Genomic DNA, 14,652 nt, shown 5'->3' on the forward strand with positions numbered 1-14,652 from the left:
CACCATCCCCAGCTGATTCGATGATCTGACGCGCTCGTGCGTCGTCCCCAGATGTGCTTGCGCCATCCGGGCATGCCCTGTCGAGCCTGCCATGCCGCTTGCCGTCGGCTGTCCGATCATGCACCGACATCATGCGTCCAGGGGCAATAGCGCAACGCGGCGCACTAACTGCAAGCAGCAATTTATCGCCCGACAGGCGTGCCTTGGTCGCACCGGCGCCGCATGACTGTCCAACTCCTCGTTTCTTTTCTTTTCTTTACTTTGAATAACAAAAACAGCTATGGCTATTGAATCGTCCGTCTCCGCCGTGCGCGCGCGTTCCCTCCTGTCGAACCGTTCGGTCGGCACACGCCTTACCGCCCTGACCGTGGCGCTGGTAGGCGCGGTGTTCATCATTGCCTTGCTGCTCATTACCTATTCCTCCTCGCGCATGATCGAACAGCGTTCGGTGGAGCAGATGTCCAACGAAGCGCGCAGCGTGTCGCACATGGTCGAGATGTTCGATCACTCCGTCACCAGCCAGGTCGACCGTTTCTCGACCATGTTCGGAAACGATTTCCCGGGTGCGTTCACGCTCGATGAAGCACGTACCATCCAGATCGGCGACCGCGCCACTCCGGCCTTCCAGAGCGCCGGCCGCGACCTCAACCTGGATTTCAGCATTCCCGACCGCTTCACCGCCGAGACCGGCGTGCCGGCCACCATCTTCGCCAAGACCGGCGACGATTTCGTGCGCGTGTCGACCTCGCTGAAGATGGAAAACGGCGAGCGCGCCATCGGCACCCTGCTCGACCGCCAGCACCCCGGCTACGCGGCACTGCGCGAGGACCGCCCCTATACCGGCCTGGCCACGCTGTTCGGCAAGCAGTACATCACCAAGTACGTGCCGGTCAAGGATGCCGGCAACCGCATCGTCGGCGCGCTGTACGTCGGTATCGATATCTCGCCCAACGTCAAGGCCCTGCGCGACAAGATCAAGGCCTTGAAGATCGGCGACAGCGGTTTCTTCTATGTGCTCAATGCCCGCCCCGGCAAGGAGCTGGGCACGCTGGTGGCGGGCGCCCCGCGCGAAGGCAAGGAAGAAGGCGCCAGCCTTTTGGAACTGAAGGACGCCAACGGCGGCGAGTACCTGCGCACGCTGCTGCAGCAACAACAGGGCACGATGCGCTACACCGCCGCCGATGGCCGTGAAAAGATCATCGCCTTCACCCGCTATCCGGCCTGGAACTGGCTCATCGCCGGCGAGACCTATGTCGACGAGGTCACCCGTGAAGTCAGCAGCATGCGCAATACCTTCATCGGCTTCGGCTTGTTGTTCCTGGCCGTGCTGGCGCTGATCCTCACGGTGATGGTGCGGCGCATGGTGTCGCGCCCGCTGGATGCGGTCTGCGGCGCTGCCGACCGCATCGCCGGCGGCGACCTCACTACCCGCCTGCGGGTCAATCGCGGCGACGAGATCGGTCGATTGATGCTTGCCTTCAACGGCATCAGCGAAGGCCTCTCGGCAGTGGTGGCCAGCGTGCGTTCGGGCACCGACGAGATCAACACCGCCGCCAGCGAGATCGCCGCCGGCAACCTCAACCTGTCCTCGCGCACCGAGCAGCAAGCCGGTGCGCTCGAGGAGACCGCCTCGGCCATGGAGCAACTGACCTCGACCGTGAAGCAGAATGCCGACAACGCCCAGCAGGCCGACCGGTTGTCCGATAGCGCCTCGGCCGTGGCCAGCCAGGGTGGCGCCGTGGTCAACCAGGTGGTCGACACCATGACCGCCATCAATACCTCCTCGCAGCGGATCGTGGACATCATCAGCGTCATCGACGGCATCGCCTTCCAGACCAACATCCTGGCCTTGAACGCAGCGGTGGAGGCGGCCCGGGCCGGCGAGCAGGGTCGCGGCTTTGCCGTGGTGGCGTCCGAAGTGCGCACGCTGGCCCAGCGCAGCGCGGTGGCGGCAAAGGAAATCAAGGAACTCATCGATGCCTCGGTCCATACTGTCGACAACGGCGGCCACCTGGTGCAAAAAGCCGGTGACACCATGAGCGAAGTGGTCGCCAGCGTGGAGCGGGTGTCGACCGTGATTCGCGAGATCAGCACCGCCAGCCGCGAACAGAGCGACGGCATCGACCAGATCAATCGTGCCATTGCCCAGATGGACCAGACCACCCAGCAAAACGCCGCGCTGGTCGAAGAAGCGGCGGCCGCCGCCCAGTCGCTGCAGCAGCAGGCGGTACGCCTGGCCGATGCGGTCAGCGCCTTCCGCATCTGACCCCACGCGAGGCACGGGCCACGCCAGAAGCACGGCCCGTCGGCGTTATAATCGCGCCATGAATGCACCGTTTGCCCCCTCCCCCTCCTCGACCAACGCCGCGCCGCGCCCGATCCAGGCCCTGCCAGACCAGTTGATCTCGCAGATCGCCGCCGGCGAGGTCATCGAGCGCCCGTCTGCCGTGGTCAAGGAGCTGCTGGAAAACGCGCTCGATGCCGGTGCCACCCAGATCACCGTGCGACTGGAGCAAGGCGGTGTCAAGCGCATCGCCATCACCGACAACGGTCGCGGCATTCCTGCGGAGCAATTGCCGCTGGCGCTGGCGCGCCACGCCACCTCCAAGATCGCGTCGCTGGTCGACCTGGAAAACGTCGGCACGCTGGGTTTTCGCGGCGAGGCGCTGGCCTCGATCGCCTCGGTGGCGCAATTGACCGTCACCACCCGCACCGCCGACGCCGCCCATGCCTGGGAACTCACCGGGTCGCAGCACGGCACGGTGTCGCCCGCCTCGGGCGCGCCGGGCACCACCATCGACGTGCAGGACCTGTATTTCAATACCCCGGCGCGGCGCAAGTTCTTGAAGAGCGAGCAGACCGAATACGGCCACTGCGCCGAGGTGGTCCGTCGGATTGCCCTGGCGCGCCCGGACGTCAGCTTTTCGCTATCGCATAACGGCAAGACCATCGACCACTGGAACGTAGGCGAATTCGCCAAGCGCAGCGCCCACATCCTGGGCGACGACTTCGCCAACGCCCGCCTGCCGCTGGAGGAAAGCGCCGGTCCCTTGCGGCTGCACGGCTTCGTCGGCCTGCCCACGGCGTCCAAGGCGCGCGGCGACGCCCAGTACTTCTACGTGAACGGTCGCTTCGTGCGCGACAAGCTGTTGGTGCACGCCGTACGCGCCGCTTACCAGGACGTGCTGCATGGCGACCGCTATCCGTCCTATGCGCTGGCACTCGAGCTCGACCCGGCGCTGGTCGACGTCAACGTCCACCCGTCCAAGATCGAAGTGCGCTTTCGCGACAGCCGCAGCGTGCACCAGTTCGTCTTTCACGCCGTCTCGCGCGCCCTGGCGACCACCTCGGCCACCTCGTTCGGCCAGGCTCCGGCGCCGCAGGCCGCACCCAGCGCTGCCCTGCCCTGGATCGGCAGCACCGCCCAGCAGGCCAGCCTGCCGACCCAGTTTGCCGCCACCCCGGCGCGGCCGTTTTCGTTCGGCGGCGAGCCGGCGGGGGTGCGCCAGGACGTGCAAGCCTATGGCGCCATGTTCGCCTCCGGGCCAGGCCCGGCGTCCGCACCGGCGCCGCAGCCGGCGCCCGGGCTGCCTTCGGGCGAGTTCCCGCTGGGCTTTGCGCTGGCGCAGTTGCACGGCATCTATGTGCTGGCCCAGAACAGCAGCGGACTGGTGGTGGTGGACATGCATGCGGCGCACGAACGTATCCTCTACGAGCAGCTCAAGGATGCGCTCGACGGCAACGAGATGTTCGTCCAGCCGCTGCTCATTCCCGTCACCTTCTATGCCGACGCGGTCGAGGTCGGCACCGTCGAGGAACATCAACAGACACTCTCGGCACTGGGTTTCGACATTGCCGTGATGTCGCCCACCACGCTGGCGGTGCGGGCGGTGCCGGCACTGCTCAAGAACGCCGACGCCCAGTCGCTGGCGCGCGACGTGCTGCGCGATGTGCGCGAGTATGGCGGTTCGCGGGTGCTGGTCGAGCGCCGCAACGAATTGCTGGGTACGCTGGCCTGCCATACCGCCGTGCGTGCCAATCGCAGCCTGACGCTGCCCGAGATGAATGCATTGCTGCGCCAGATGGAAGCCACCGAGCGCGCCGACCAGTGCAACCATGGCCGGCCGACCTGGAGCCAGATGGCCCTATCGGACCTCGACAAGCTGTTCCTGCGCGGTCAATAGGCATGCGCACGCTCCCCCTGGCCGTGGCCATCATGGGCCCGACCGCCTCCGGCAAGACGGCGGCGGCGCTCGAAGTGGCACGCCACCTTCCCTGCGAGATCATCTCGGTCGATTCGGCGCTGGTCTATCGCGGCATGGACATCGGTACCGCCAAGCCGACCCGGGCCGAGCTGGCCAGCGTGCCGCATCACCTGGTCGACATCCTCGACCCCAGCCAGGCGTATTCGGCGATGCAGTTCCGCCAGGACGCGCTGCGCCTGGTGCAAGACATCACCGCCCGCGGCCGCCTGCCATTGCTGGTGGGTGGCACCATGCTGTATTTCAAGGTATTGCGCGACGGGCTCGACGAACTGCCCCAGGCCGACCCGGCCCTGCGCGCGCAACTGGACGAAGAAGCCGCGCGGCTGGGCATGCCGGCCATGCACGCGCGGCTGGCCGAACTGGACCCGGCGACGGCGCAGCGCCTCAAGCCCAACGACAGCCAGCGTATCCAGCGGGCGTTGGAAATCACCTTGCTGACCGGCAAGCCGATGTCGTCGCTGCTGGCCCAGCAACAGGCGCAACCGCTGCCGTTTGCCCTGCTGCCGCTGGCGCTGGAACCGGCCGAGCGGGCCGTGCTGCATGCCCGCATCGCATTGCGCTTCGACATGATGCTACGCGACGGCGCCCTGCTGGACGAAGTACGGGCCCTGCGTGCGCGGGGCGACCTTCACCTGGGCTTGCCGTCCATGCGCTGCGTAGGCTATCGGCAGGCCTGGGAATACCTGGACGGCGAGATCGACGCCGAGGCGCTGCGCGAGAAGGGCATCGCCGCCACCCGTCAACTGGCCAAGCGCCAGCTGACCTGGCTGCGTTCGATGCCGGACCGCATCGTGATCGACTGCAATGCCGCCGACGCCACGGCCCAGGTGTTGCAGCAAGTGCAACAAGCGCGGGTGGCCGGATAGGATTTTTTCATCGAGGCCCGCCCAGGGCATTGACAGCCTAAACAGACTCGCCTATAGTTGCGGGCTTGCTTCTGGTGATATAGCTCAGTTGGTTAGAGCACAGCACTCATAATGCTGGGGTCGGTGGTTCAAGTCCACCTATCACCACCAAAGACACAAAGCCGTTGATTCCGAAAGGGTCAACGGCTTTTTTGTTGCCTCGCACTTCGCACCTCGCCCCCACCTGCCGGGTCACCCGGTCACCCGGTGGCGTCACGAGGCGTCGCCCCCCTCCCGCGAGGGGACGACGCCCGATCGATTCACTCCCACACCGTCTCGATCTCGGCATCCAGGAAATACCCCGCCCCGCGCTCTGTGCGCAGCAAGGTCGGGTTCTTGGGGTCGGCTTCCAGCTTGCGCCGCAACCTGAGGATTTGCACATCGACGGCGCGGTCGTACACTTCGTCGAAGGCACGTGTACTCTCCAGCAGATGTTCGCGCGAGATGATGCGACCCGGGGCGCTCAAGAACACCACCAGCAGGTTGAACTCGGCATTGGTCAGGCTCACCACGCGCGCATCCGGCGCCACCAGCTTGCGGGTGTTCAGGTTGAGGTCCCAACCGCCAAAGCGGTAGGCGCGCGGATGATTGCCACGCGTCACCGGCGCTTGCACGCCGTGCCCGGCGCGGCGCAGCACGGCGCGCATGCGGGCCAGGACTTCGCGCGGCGAGAACGGCTTGGTGACGTAATCGTCCGCTCCCAGCTCCAGTCCCATCACCAGGTCGGCTTCTTCGTTGCGACCGGTGATGCAGATGATCGACATCGGGGTCTCGCGCCGCCACTGGCGCGCCAGGTCGGCGCCGTCGCCATCGGGCAAGCCGAGATCGAGCAAGGCCAGGTCGTAGTTCTTTGCCTGCACCGCGGCCACCGCGTCGGCGATGGTGCCGACACCGTCGGCGGTGATGCCGTGGCTGGCCAGGTAGTCGATCAACAAGCGGCGGATCTGCTGGTCGTCATCGACCACCAGGATCTTGGGTGAAAGGGGTGCGTTCATCGTTTTTTCCTTTTTCTCACTCTACTATTGTTGCGCCGTCGCCAGCGCCAGCGCCGTGGCCACGGCCGCCCGCAACGCCGCCTGTTCGAACGGCTTGCGCAATACCTGTACCGACAGGCCTTGCGCCACTTGCGACGCCGTCGCATTGCCCGAGCACAGCAGCGCCGGCATCCCGGGCCTCAAGGCCAACACCTGCGCCAGCAGGGCGTCGCCGCGCAAGTGCGGCATGTCCAGGTCGGTAACGATCAGATCCACCGCCAGTGGCTCGACCGCAAATTCGCCCAGCGCCTCCCGTGGATCGGCAAAGCCTATCGGATCCAGGCCCATTGCCGCCAGCGATTGCTCGAGCAAGGCGCGCTGGGCGTCGTCGTCGTCGACCACGAACACGCACTGGCCTTGGCCCAACGGGGCCGCACTGGCATCTTGCGCTGGCGGGGCCGGGGGCGGAGCCGGTGCGGCGGCCACACTGCCGGCCGGCGCCGCCGGCAGCAACAGCCGAAACAGGGTGCCGGCGCTGCTGCTGGTGACGGCGACCGCGCCATCATGCTCGGTGGCGATGCCGGCCACGATCGCCAGGCCCAGTCCGGTGCCCTTCTCGCCCGCGCCGGTGCGGGTGGAGAAGAACGGGTCGAACAGGCGCGACATGTTCTCGGGCGCGATGCCGGCGCCGTCGTCGGCAACATCGAGCCACAATGCCTGGTCCGCCGGTGGCGCGCCGATCAGCACCGCCCCGAACGGGGCGTCGCCCCGATGCAGGCTGACCAACACCCGCGAACGCGCCGCCTGGCTGGCGTTGCGCACCAGGTTCAACGCCACCCGCGTCAGTTGGGTGGGATGGGCGTGCACCACCAGCGGCAATGGCGGCGACGTGAATTCGATCTCGACGCCGGCGCGGCACAAAGGTCGCGCCAGCCGGACCGCCTCGCCGACCGCCTCACGCAGGTCGACCATCGCTCGCTGGCGGTCGCCGCGGCGCGCCGCCAGCAGGATCTGCTCGGTCAGATCGCGCCCACGCGCGACCGCCGACATCACCTCGGCCAGCGGCGCGCTGGCAGGCGAGGCCGCATCGAGACGCTCCTGCGCCATTTCGGCATAACCGCCGGCGGCCCCCAGCACGTTGTTGAAATCGTGCGCGATGCCACCGGCCATCAAACCCAGTGACTCGAAACGCCGCATCTGCTCCATGCGCGCCGACAGCGCCTGGCGCTCGCGCACGGCCACGGCCACGAAGAAGCCGAGCAGGGCCAGGCCGGCCAGGTCGACCTGCAGCCGCCAAGTGCTGTCGAGCCCGTCCTGGCGATACGGCCCGAGGTCGTACAGGGTCAGCAACACCGCCAGCACGGCCGCGGCGCTCATGGTCAACGTGGCGCTGCGCATGCCTCCGTAGAGCGCCGCGCCCGCCAGCGCCAGCGTCAACAGCACGCGCAGCATCTCCTGCGAGAAATCGAAGGCGACACTGGCCAGCAAACCGCCGACCGCCACCAGCACGCCAACCAGCGATGCCAAATCGATGCCGCGCGTGCCCACGCCGATGACGGCCGGTCGAGACGCAGGCAGCGACCAGCTCAGCAGCGTGGGCACCAGCACCAGGATCGCCAGGCCATTGCCGACCAACAAGGTGCGCCACTCGTCGACCCAGTTGCCGCCCATGGCCGAAAACGCCAGCGTGGCGCCGGCCGACGACACCAGCAGGATCACCAGTAGCGGCAACAGCAACACGAAGCGCGTCAAGCGGCGCAACCTGTCGATCTGCCCATCGCGGGCCACCCAGCGCCGCCCGACCAGCAGGCAGGCCAGCACCTGGAGTGCATCCAGCAACGCAAAGCCGGCGTCGACCGGCGGCGGCAAGGGGTCGCGGTGGCCCACCAGCATCATGGCGATGAATACCGCCAGCAGGTAGGGCGGCCAGGTGCGGGCGGGCTTGCGCCACAGCAGGGCGATCATGAAGGCGGGCGCCGGCCAGGCGATGGCGGCCAGCGTGGTGCTCTGGGCGATGTTGGCGGCGGGGCTTGCCAAGAGGTAATACACCACCGCAGCCAGCGCGGCCGACAGGAAGGTGCGCGACCAATCAACGGATGTTCCGTCAGGATGAGCGGAGGAGTTGCGCTGTCGCATGCTGCAGGGGATAGGTGGAAACGTGGCGGAAGTCTAACATTGCCCGCCACATTCCCGCCCGGCAAAAGGTCGGTCGCTTTAAAAACTAACTTTATTGCCATGCACCAATAATGCAAGTAGCAGGCCTGGACAACGGTGCACTCGGGCCGGGCCTGGCTGAATCGGAAAGCCGCTCGCGACCGGGATTTCGGCACCGGAAATTGCCGTGCGAAAACTTCGCCCAGCCTTGTACGACGAGGGTTTCCGGGCGGCAGCGATGGACGAAATAAATGTTAGATTTTGCAAAATTATCGTTGTTTTTTTTCTAAGTCATAGTTAAGCTTCGTCATGTCGAGTTCTTCGCTCGATAGCGCAGCAAAATGCGAATATGGGAATTGCCACCAAGAAATCTCCATGTGCTCGCGACTGCTCCCTCTTCAAGTAAAAAATGGGATTAATCATGAAAAAGATTTTCGCGGGCATGTTCCTGGCGCTGTCGTTCCTGGCAGCTGGCGCCTCGGCCAATGCGGCTGACATCAATCACACCTCGACCCTGGTGTTCAACAGCGGCCAGACCACCAAGATCGGCGCCGACTATTCGTCGTCCAGCCTGCCTGGCGGCGGCGTCATCAAGGGCAAGACCTTCTCGGAAACGTTCAACTTCGTCGTGTCGCAGAACTTCGACGTGTCGTCGGCCGTGATCTCGATCGCCCTGAGCAACATCTCGGCACTGGATATCAGCAAGTTCGCGCTGACCAGCGCCAACGGCACCAATATCCTCGGCACCAAGACCACCGTGGGCTCCACGCAGTTCTTCAACCTGAATGCCAGCAGTCTGGCCGCCGGCAGCTACACCCTGACCGTGCTGGGCAAGATCACCGGCTCGACCGGTGGCAGCTTCGGCGGCAACATCAGCATCTCGGCCGTGCCTGAAGCCACGACCACGGCCATGATGCTGGCCGGCCTGGCCATCGTCGGCTTTGGCGCCTACCGTCGTCGTCGCCAGGATGCTGGCCGCGTCAACCTGGGCAATGTCGCAATGGCCTGAGTCGCACGCCAGTCGCACCTCGACAAAACGCCCCGATGGTTCGCCATCGGGGCGTTTTGCATTGAACGGCCCCTCGGGCCGTCCATCAGCGGTGCCGCAGTGACTCAGCCGGCCAGCACCGATGCGTCGGCCACCACGGTGGCGGAGCGGTCGGCCAGTTCGGCCAGCGCCGTGCGCTGCACGTCGGCCGCGGCGATGGCGGCGCCGCCCAGCGGATCAGGCAGGTCGCGCGTGGCGCAGGCCGCCGCCACCACGGTACTGGCATAGCCATGATCGAGCGCCGAGCGGGTCGTGGCGCTGACGCACATGTGGGTGGCAAAGCCGGCGATCACCAGGGCCTGGCGCCCGGTCTTCTTCAATTCGGCGTCGAGCGTGGTACCGGCGAACGAATTGGGCAGGCCCTTGCCCACCACCACTTCGCCCGCTTGTGGCTCGATGCCGGCGATGATGGCCGCGCCCGGCCCCTGGGGATCGAACAGCGCCGCGCCCGGCTTGCTCTGGTGCACCACATGAATCACCGGCGCGCCGGCGGCGCGCGCCTGGCGCAGCAATTCGGCGATCTGCGCCACGGCCGCGTCGATACCGCTCAGCCGCACGCGGCCGGTGGTGTATTCGGCCTGATGGTCGATGATCACCAGTGCCGCGTCTTGCCAACTGGCAATGCGCGCACTGCCGCCGGCGATCTGGATCAGGGTCTGGGGTGCGGTCATGGCGTTTCCTTATATAGATGAGCAGCGGTTGGAATGGCTGCCATGGTAAAACAATCAACGCCGTCCTGCTGCGCCGGGCGCCGCAGGCCGAGGCCTGTCGGCGATGCTATAATCGCCAGCCTTTGGGCCGGGCACGTCGACCGGGGCACCTCGGCGCGCATGGGCCGAGGTGAAAGCCGGCCCGTACGCCCCGCCCCGACACCTTCCCTGCCGCGCCGCGACCACATCGGCGCGCTTCATGCCTGTCAAACCATATGCAGAAAAAAGTATTCATCAAGACCTTCGGTTGCCAGATGAACGAATACGATTCGGACAAGATGGCCGACGTGCTCAACATCGCCGAGGGGCTGGTCAAGACCGACCATCCGGAAGAGGCCGACGTGATCCTGCTCAACACCTGCTCGGTGCGCGAGAAGGCGCAGGAGAAGGTGTTCTCGGATCTGGGCCGCCTGCGCGAGCTGAAGAAGAAGAACCCCGACCTGCTGATCGGGGTGGGCGGCTGCGTGGCCTCGCAAGAGGGGGAGGCCATCGTCAAGCGCGCGCCCTTCGTGGACATGGTGTTCGGGCCGCAAACCCTGCATCGCCTGCCGCAGATGATCACCGAGCGCCGCTACACCGGGCGCGCCCAGGTCGACATCAGCTTTCCCGAGATCGAGAAGTTCGACCACCTGCCACCGGCACGGGTAGAGGGCGCGACCGCCTATGTATCGATCATGGAAGGCTGCAGCAAGTACTGCAGTTATTGCGTGGTGCCCTATACCCGTGGCGAGGAAGTCTCGCGCCGTTTCGAGGACGTGCTTACCGAAGTGGCCGGCCTGGCCGGGCAGGGCGTCAAGGAAATCACGCTGCTTGGGCAGAACGTGAACGCCTTCCGGGGTGCCATGGAAGACGGCGAGATCGCCGACTTCGCGCTGCTCATCGAGTATATCGCCGAGATCCCCGGCATCGAGCGTATCCGCTTCGTGACCAGCCATCCCAAGGAATTCTCGCAGCGTCTCATCGACGCCTATGCCAAGGTGCCCAAGCTGGTCGACCACCTGTACCTGCCGGCCCAGCATGGCTCCGACCGCGTGCTGGCGGCCATGAAGCGCGGCTACACCGCCATCGAGTACAAATCGGTGCTGCGCCGCCTGCGCCAGGTGCGGCCCAACATCACGGTGTCGTCGGACTTCATCGTCGGCTTTCCCGGTGAAACCGAGGAAGACTTCGAGGCGTTGATGAAGCTGATCAACGATGTCGGTTTCGACAACAGTTTTTCGTTCGTCTTCAGCGCCCGACCCGGCACACCGGCGGCCAACCTGGCCGACGACACGCCGCAGGAGGTCAAGCTCAAGCGCCTGCAACGCCTGCAGGCGGTGATCAACGACAACGTCGCCCGTATCAGCGCGTCGATGCTGGGCAGCGTGCAGCGCATCCTGGTCGAGGGGCCGTCCAAGCGCGACCCCAACGAGCTGCAAGGCCGCACCGAAAACAACCGCGTGGTCAATTTCGACGGTGGCCCCAACGGCGCGCGCCTGGTCGGCCAGCTGATCGACGTGGCCATCGTGGAAGCCTTCCCGTTCTCGCTGCGAGGCGAGGTTGTCGTCAAACAATGACCGTGCGGAATCTCATTGAAAAAAATACCTAACCAGCCCCACCATTTCATCCCGCAGCCGCTGGACAATCGGCGCCTGGCCAACCTGTGTGGCGCACTCGATGAAAACCTGCGCCAGATCTCGGCTGCGCTCGACGTGACCATCTTCCGGCGCGGCGACCGCTTCGTGGTGACCGGCACCAACGCCCAGCGCGCGGTGGAGGTGCTGGAGCGCTTCTATCAACGCGCCGAACGCGTGGTGGCGGTGGAAGACATCCAGCTGGCCCTGGTCGAGCAGCGCGCCCATGCCGCCGCCGACGAGCAGGCCGGCCTGCCGCCCGCCGGCGCGGCTGCCGGCCGCACGCGTCGCGCCAGCGCCGCCCAGGCTCCCGCAGCCGATGCGCTCGATGCCGTCGACGAGCGCGACAAGACCCTGGCCGACAGTCCCGTGCTCAAGACCCGCAAGCACGACCTGCGCGGCCGTACGCCGCACCAGGCGCAGTACCTCAACGCCATCCTCGAGCATGACATCACCTTCGGGGTCGGCCCGGCCGGCACCGGCAAGACCTACCTGGCGGTGGCCTGCGCGGTCGATGCCCTCGAACGCGACAGCGTCCAGCGCATCGTGCTGACCCGTCCGGCAGTCGAAGCCGGCGAGCGTCTGGGCTTCCTGCCGGGCGACCTGGCGCAGAAGGTCGATCCCTACCTGCGCCCGCTCTACGATGCCCTGTACGATCTGCTGGGCTTCGATCGCACCCAGAAGCTGTTCGAGAAGCAGGCCATCGAGATCGCGCCGCTGGCCTACATGCGCGGCCGTACGCTGAACCACGCCTTCATCATCCTCGATGAGGCGCAGAACACCACGGCCGAACAGATGAAGATGTTCCTCACGCGTATCGGTTTCGGCAGCAAGGCCGTCATCACCGGCGACGTCACCCAGATCGACCTGCACCAGGGCCAGCGCAGCGGTCTCATCGATGCCCTGTCGGTGCTGCAGGATGTGCGCGGCATTGCCTTCTCGCGCTTTTCCAGCGCCGACGTGGTGCGCCATCCGCTGGTGGCGCGCATCGTCGACGCCTACGATGCCGCCGGCAACCCGGCCCCCAAGCCCGATACCGCACGCGGCACCGCGCGTGCCGCCAGCAACCTGTTGACCAAATCAGCCAAGCCCCGCAATGTCCGCAAAACCTAAGCTCGCCCTGTCGGTGCAATATGCCGATGCCAGCCTGAAAGACACGGTAACCCGGGCGCTGCTGCGCCGCTGGGTGCAGGCCGCCTTGTTCGCACCGGCCGAACTGACGCTGCGTTTCGTGGACGCCGAGGAAGGACGCACCCTCAACCGCGACTATCGCGGCAAGGATTACGCCACCAATGTCTTGACCTTCGCCTACACCGAGGACCAGGACAGCGAAGTGACCCAGGCCGACATCATCTTCTGCACCGAGGTGCTGGTCAGGGAAGCGGCCGAGCAACGCAAGACGGTGATCGAACACACCGCCCACCTGGTGGTGCATGGCGTGCTGCATGCGCAAGGCTACGACCACGAGGACGACGAAGAAGCGACCGAAATGGAAACCATCGAGACCGAACTGCTGGCCACGCTGGGCTTCGCCGATCCCTACGCACAGCGCTGAAATGGGCGGTCGACATCGACCGTGCGCCGCGCCCCTCCTGACGCTGCCCCGTCCGGGCCGATCAAGCCGGTGGGCAACATTGTCGCTCTGCCACGCTGGTGCATACGCTTTATGCCGCCACCGATAACCAAAGTCGCAAAGACATGTCGGTCTGGCAAGCCAGTCAGGGTTTTCCTGCCCGCCAGCGGCTGATTTTCAGGAAAACCCTGATGGCTGGCAGGGGGGCCGTGGACAACAATCCTCTCACCACTACTCGGGAGGATGTCATGAATAATTTCAAGATTGGTCAACGCCTTGGCCTCGGTTTTGCCGCATTGCTGATTCTGCTGGTCGCCATCGCCGGTTTCGGCCTGCGCCAGGTATCCAAGCTCAACGATCGTATCGAATTCCTGACCTCCGTGGACGAGGGAAAACTGCTGGCGCTGTCCAAGACCCAGTTCGCCGTCGGCCTGCGCGCCATCGCCGCGCGTAACCTGGTACTGGTGTCCGGCACCAACGAGCAGAAGGGCGACATCGCCCTGGTGACGTCGGCCCAGAAGGATATCGACGCCGGCATCGCCCAGCTCGACACCCTGATGAAGGGCGAAGGCAGCTCGCAGGAAGAACGCCAGATGCTGGATCAATTGCGTTCGCTGGAAGCGACCTACCTGCCCATCGCCACCCGCATCGGTCAACTGGCCACGTCGCAACAGACCGAAGCCGCCAAGTCCGCACTGGTCAACGACTGCATGCCTATCCTGCGCCAGGTGATTGCCCATATCGCTCGCTTCAACGAGGTACTGCGCGCCAATTCGACTGCCAACGTGGCCGCCGCCGACCAGGCCTACGAGCTGGCCAAGTGGACCATGCTGGCCACCAGCCTGATCGCCCTTCTGCTGGGCTCCGCCATCGCCTGGATGCTGACCCGCTCGATCTCGGTGCCGCTGCAACAAGCCGTCACCGTAGCCCAGAACGTCAGCGCCGGTGACCTCAGCAGCCGTATCGTGGTCAAGGGCCGCGACGAACTGGGTCAGCTGATGACTGCCTTGAAGGGCATGAACGACAGCCTGCAATCGATCGTCGGCGAAGTGCGCCACGGCACCGATACCATCGCCGTCGCCTCCGACGAGATCAAGCGCGGCAACATGGACCTGTCGGCCCGTACCGAACAGCAGGCCGGCTCGCTGCAGGAAACCGCCTCGGCGATGGAACAACTGACCGCCACCGTCAAGCAGAACGCCGAAAACGCCCAGCAAGCCAACCAGCTCGCCGCCTCGGCCTCGACCGTGGCCGCCAAGGGAGGCGACGTGGTGCACCGGGTGGTCAACACCATGGATTCGATCAGCGAATCGTCCAGGAAGATCGTCGATATCATCAGCGTCATCGATGGCATCGCCTTCCAGACCAACATCCTGGCCTTGAACGCCGCCGTGGAAGCGGCCCGGGCCG

At 65.7% G+C, this 14,652-nt stretch carries 11 protein-coding genes and 1 tRNA gene; 9 read left to right on the forward strand and 3 right to left on the reverse strand.

Annotation, left to right across the window (positions count from 1 at the left end):
* The first annotated feature begins 280 nt into the window (after window positions 1–280).
* From PMI40_RS17910 to PMI40_RS17925, 4 genes are all read left to right on the forward strand, one after another.
* Complete coding sequence (locus PMI40_RS17910) at window positions 281–2,266, forward strand: methyl-accepting chemotaxis protein (RefSeq protein ID WP_008118246.1); 1,986 nt, start codon at window positions 281–283, stop codon at window positions 2,264–2,266.
* 58 nt (window positions 2,267–2,324) lie between these two features.
* Window positions 2,325–4,184, forward strand: a complete 1,860-nt coding sequence (gene mutL, locus PMI40_RS17915; protein ID WP_008118248.1) for a DNA mismatch repair endonuclease MutL — start codon at window positions 2,325–2,327, stop codon at window positions 4,182–4,184.
* Between the two features lie 2 nt (window positions 4,185–4,186).
* A complete protein-coding gene (gene miaA / locus PMI40_RS17920; protein ID WP_008118249.1) occupies window positions 4,187–5,131 on the forward strand; it encodes a tRNA (adenosine(37)-N6)-dimethylallyltransferase MiaA in 945 nt (314 codons plus the stop codon).
* A 73-nt stretch (window positions 5,132–5,204) separates the two neighbouring features.
* Window positions 5,205–5,281: transfer RNA gene (locus tag PMI40_RS17925), tRNA-Met, on the forward strand.
* A gap of 149 nt (window positions 5,282–5,430) precedes the next feature.
* Here the strand turns inward: PMI40_RS17925 and PMI40_RS17930 are convergent.
* Together PMI40_RS17930 and PMI40_RS17935 are read right to left on the reverse strand one after the other, a co-directional pair.
* Window positions 5,431–6,165, reverse strand: a complete 735-nt coding sequence (locus tag PMI40_RS17930) for a response regulator transcription factor (RefSeq protein WP_008118251.1) — start codon at window positions 6,163–6,165, stop codon at window positions 5,431–5,433.
* Between the two features lie 24 nt (window positions 6,166–6,189).
* Complete coding sequence (locus tag PMI40_RS17935; RefSeq protein ID WP_008118252.1) at window positions 6,190–8,280, reverse strand: ATP-binding protein; 2,091 nt, start codon at window positions 8,278–8,280, stop codon at window positions 6,190–6,192.
* Window positions 8,281–8,719: 439 nt separating this feature from the next.
* Here PMI40_RS17935 and PMI40_RS17940 point away from each other — a divergent pair, with 439 nt between their 5' ends.
* The gene (locus tag PMI40_RS17940) at window positions 8,720–9,307 is read left to right on the forward strand and encodes an FxDxF family PEP-CTERM protein (protein ID WP_008118255.1); all 588 of its coding nucleotides are present in this window, start codon (window positions 8,720–8,722) and stop codon (window positions 9,305–9,307) included.
* Window positions 9,308–9,411: 104 nt separating this feature from the next.
* Here the strand turns inward: PMI40_RS17940 and PMI40_RS17945 are convergent, their stop codons facing one another.
* The gene (locus PMI40_RS17945; protein ID WP_008118257.1) at window positions 9,412–10,017 is read right to left on the reverse strand and encodes a cysteine hydrolase family protein; all 606 of its coding nucleotides are present in this window, start codon (window positions 10,015–10,017) and stop codon (window positions 9,412–9,414) included.
* A 254-nt stretch (window positions 10,018–10,271) separates the two neighbouring features.
* On the opposite strand from PMI40_RS17945, the gene miaB reads away from it, so the two are divergent.
* From miaB to PMI40_RS17965, 4 genes are all read left to right on the forward strand, one after another.
* Window positions 10,272–11,612, forward strand: a complete 1,341-nt coding sequence (miaB, locus tag PMI40_RS17950; RefSeq protein ID WP_008118258.1) for a tRNA (N6-isopentenyl adenosine(37)-C2)-methylthiotransferase MiaB — start codon at window positions 10,272–10,274, stop codon at window positions 11,610–11,612.
* Between the two features lie 15 nt (window positions 11,613–11,627).
* Window positions 11,628–12,782 (forward strand): PhoH family protein, encoded by a 1,155-nt coding sequence (locus PMI40_RS17955; RefSeq protein WP_008118260.1) that lies wholly within the window; start codon window positions 11,628–11,630, stop codon window positions 12,780–12,782.
* Window positions 12,766–13,224 (forward strand): rRNA maturation RNase YbeY, encoded by a 459-nt coding sequence (ybeY, locus tag PMI40_RS17960; RefSeq protein ID WP_008118261.1) that lies wholly within the window; start codon window positions 12,766–12,768, stop codon window positions 13,222–13,224. The genes PMI40_RS17955 and ybeY overlap by 17 nt, the downstream gene beginning before the upstream one ends.
* 266 nt (window positions 13,225–13,490) lie before the next feature.
* Window positions 13,491–14,652: methyl-accepting chemotaxis protein (locus PMI40_RS17965; protein WP_008118263.1), on the forward strand; the 1,162-nt coding region annotated here is incomplete at its 3' end.

Source organism: Herbaspirillum sp. YR522 (genome assembly GCF_000282575.1).
GTDB lineage: Bacteria > Pseudomonadota > Gammaproteobacteria > Burkholderiales > Burkholderiaceae_D > Herbaspirillum.

Excerpts from the sequence above, each read along its gene's own strand:
- PMI40_RS17940 (WP_008118255.1), top strand. The coding sequence starts at position 8,720 with ATGAAAAAGATTTTCGCGGGCATGTTCCTGGCGCTGTCGTTCCTGGCA.
- miaB (WP_008118258.1), top strand. The coding sequence starts at position 10,272 with ATGCAGAAAAAAGTATTCATCAAGACCTTCGGTTGCCAGATGAACGAA.
- ybeY (WP_008118261.1), top strand. The coding sequence starts at position 12,766 with ATGTCCGCAAAACCTAAGCTCGCCCTGTCGGTGCAATATGCCGATGCC.
- mutL (WP_008118248.1), top strand. The coding sequence starts at position 2,325 with ATGAATGCACCGTTTGCCCCCTCCCCCTCCTCGACCAACGCCGCGCCG.
- PMI40_RS17910 (WP_008118246.1), top strand. The coding sequence starts at position 281 with ATGGCTATTGAATCGTCCGTCTCCGCCGTGCGCGCGCGTTCCCTCCTG.
- PMI40_RS17930 (WP_008118251.1), bottom strand. The coding sequence starts at position 6,165 with ATGAACGCACCCCTTTCACCCAAGATCCTGGTGGTCGATGACGACCAG.
- miaA (WP_008118249.1), top strand. The coding sequence starts at position 4,187 with ATGCGCACGCTCCCCCTGGCCGTGGCCATCATGGGCCCGACCGCCTCC.
- PMI40_RS17945 (WP_008118257.1), bottom strand. The coding sequence starts at position 10,017 with ATGACCGCACCCCAGACCCTGATCCAGATCGCCGGCGGCAGTGCGCGC.
- PMI40_RS17935 (WP_008118252.1), bottom strand. The coding sequence starts at position 8,280 with ATGCGACAGCGCAACTCCTCCGCTCATCCTGACGGAACATCCGTTGAT.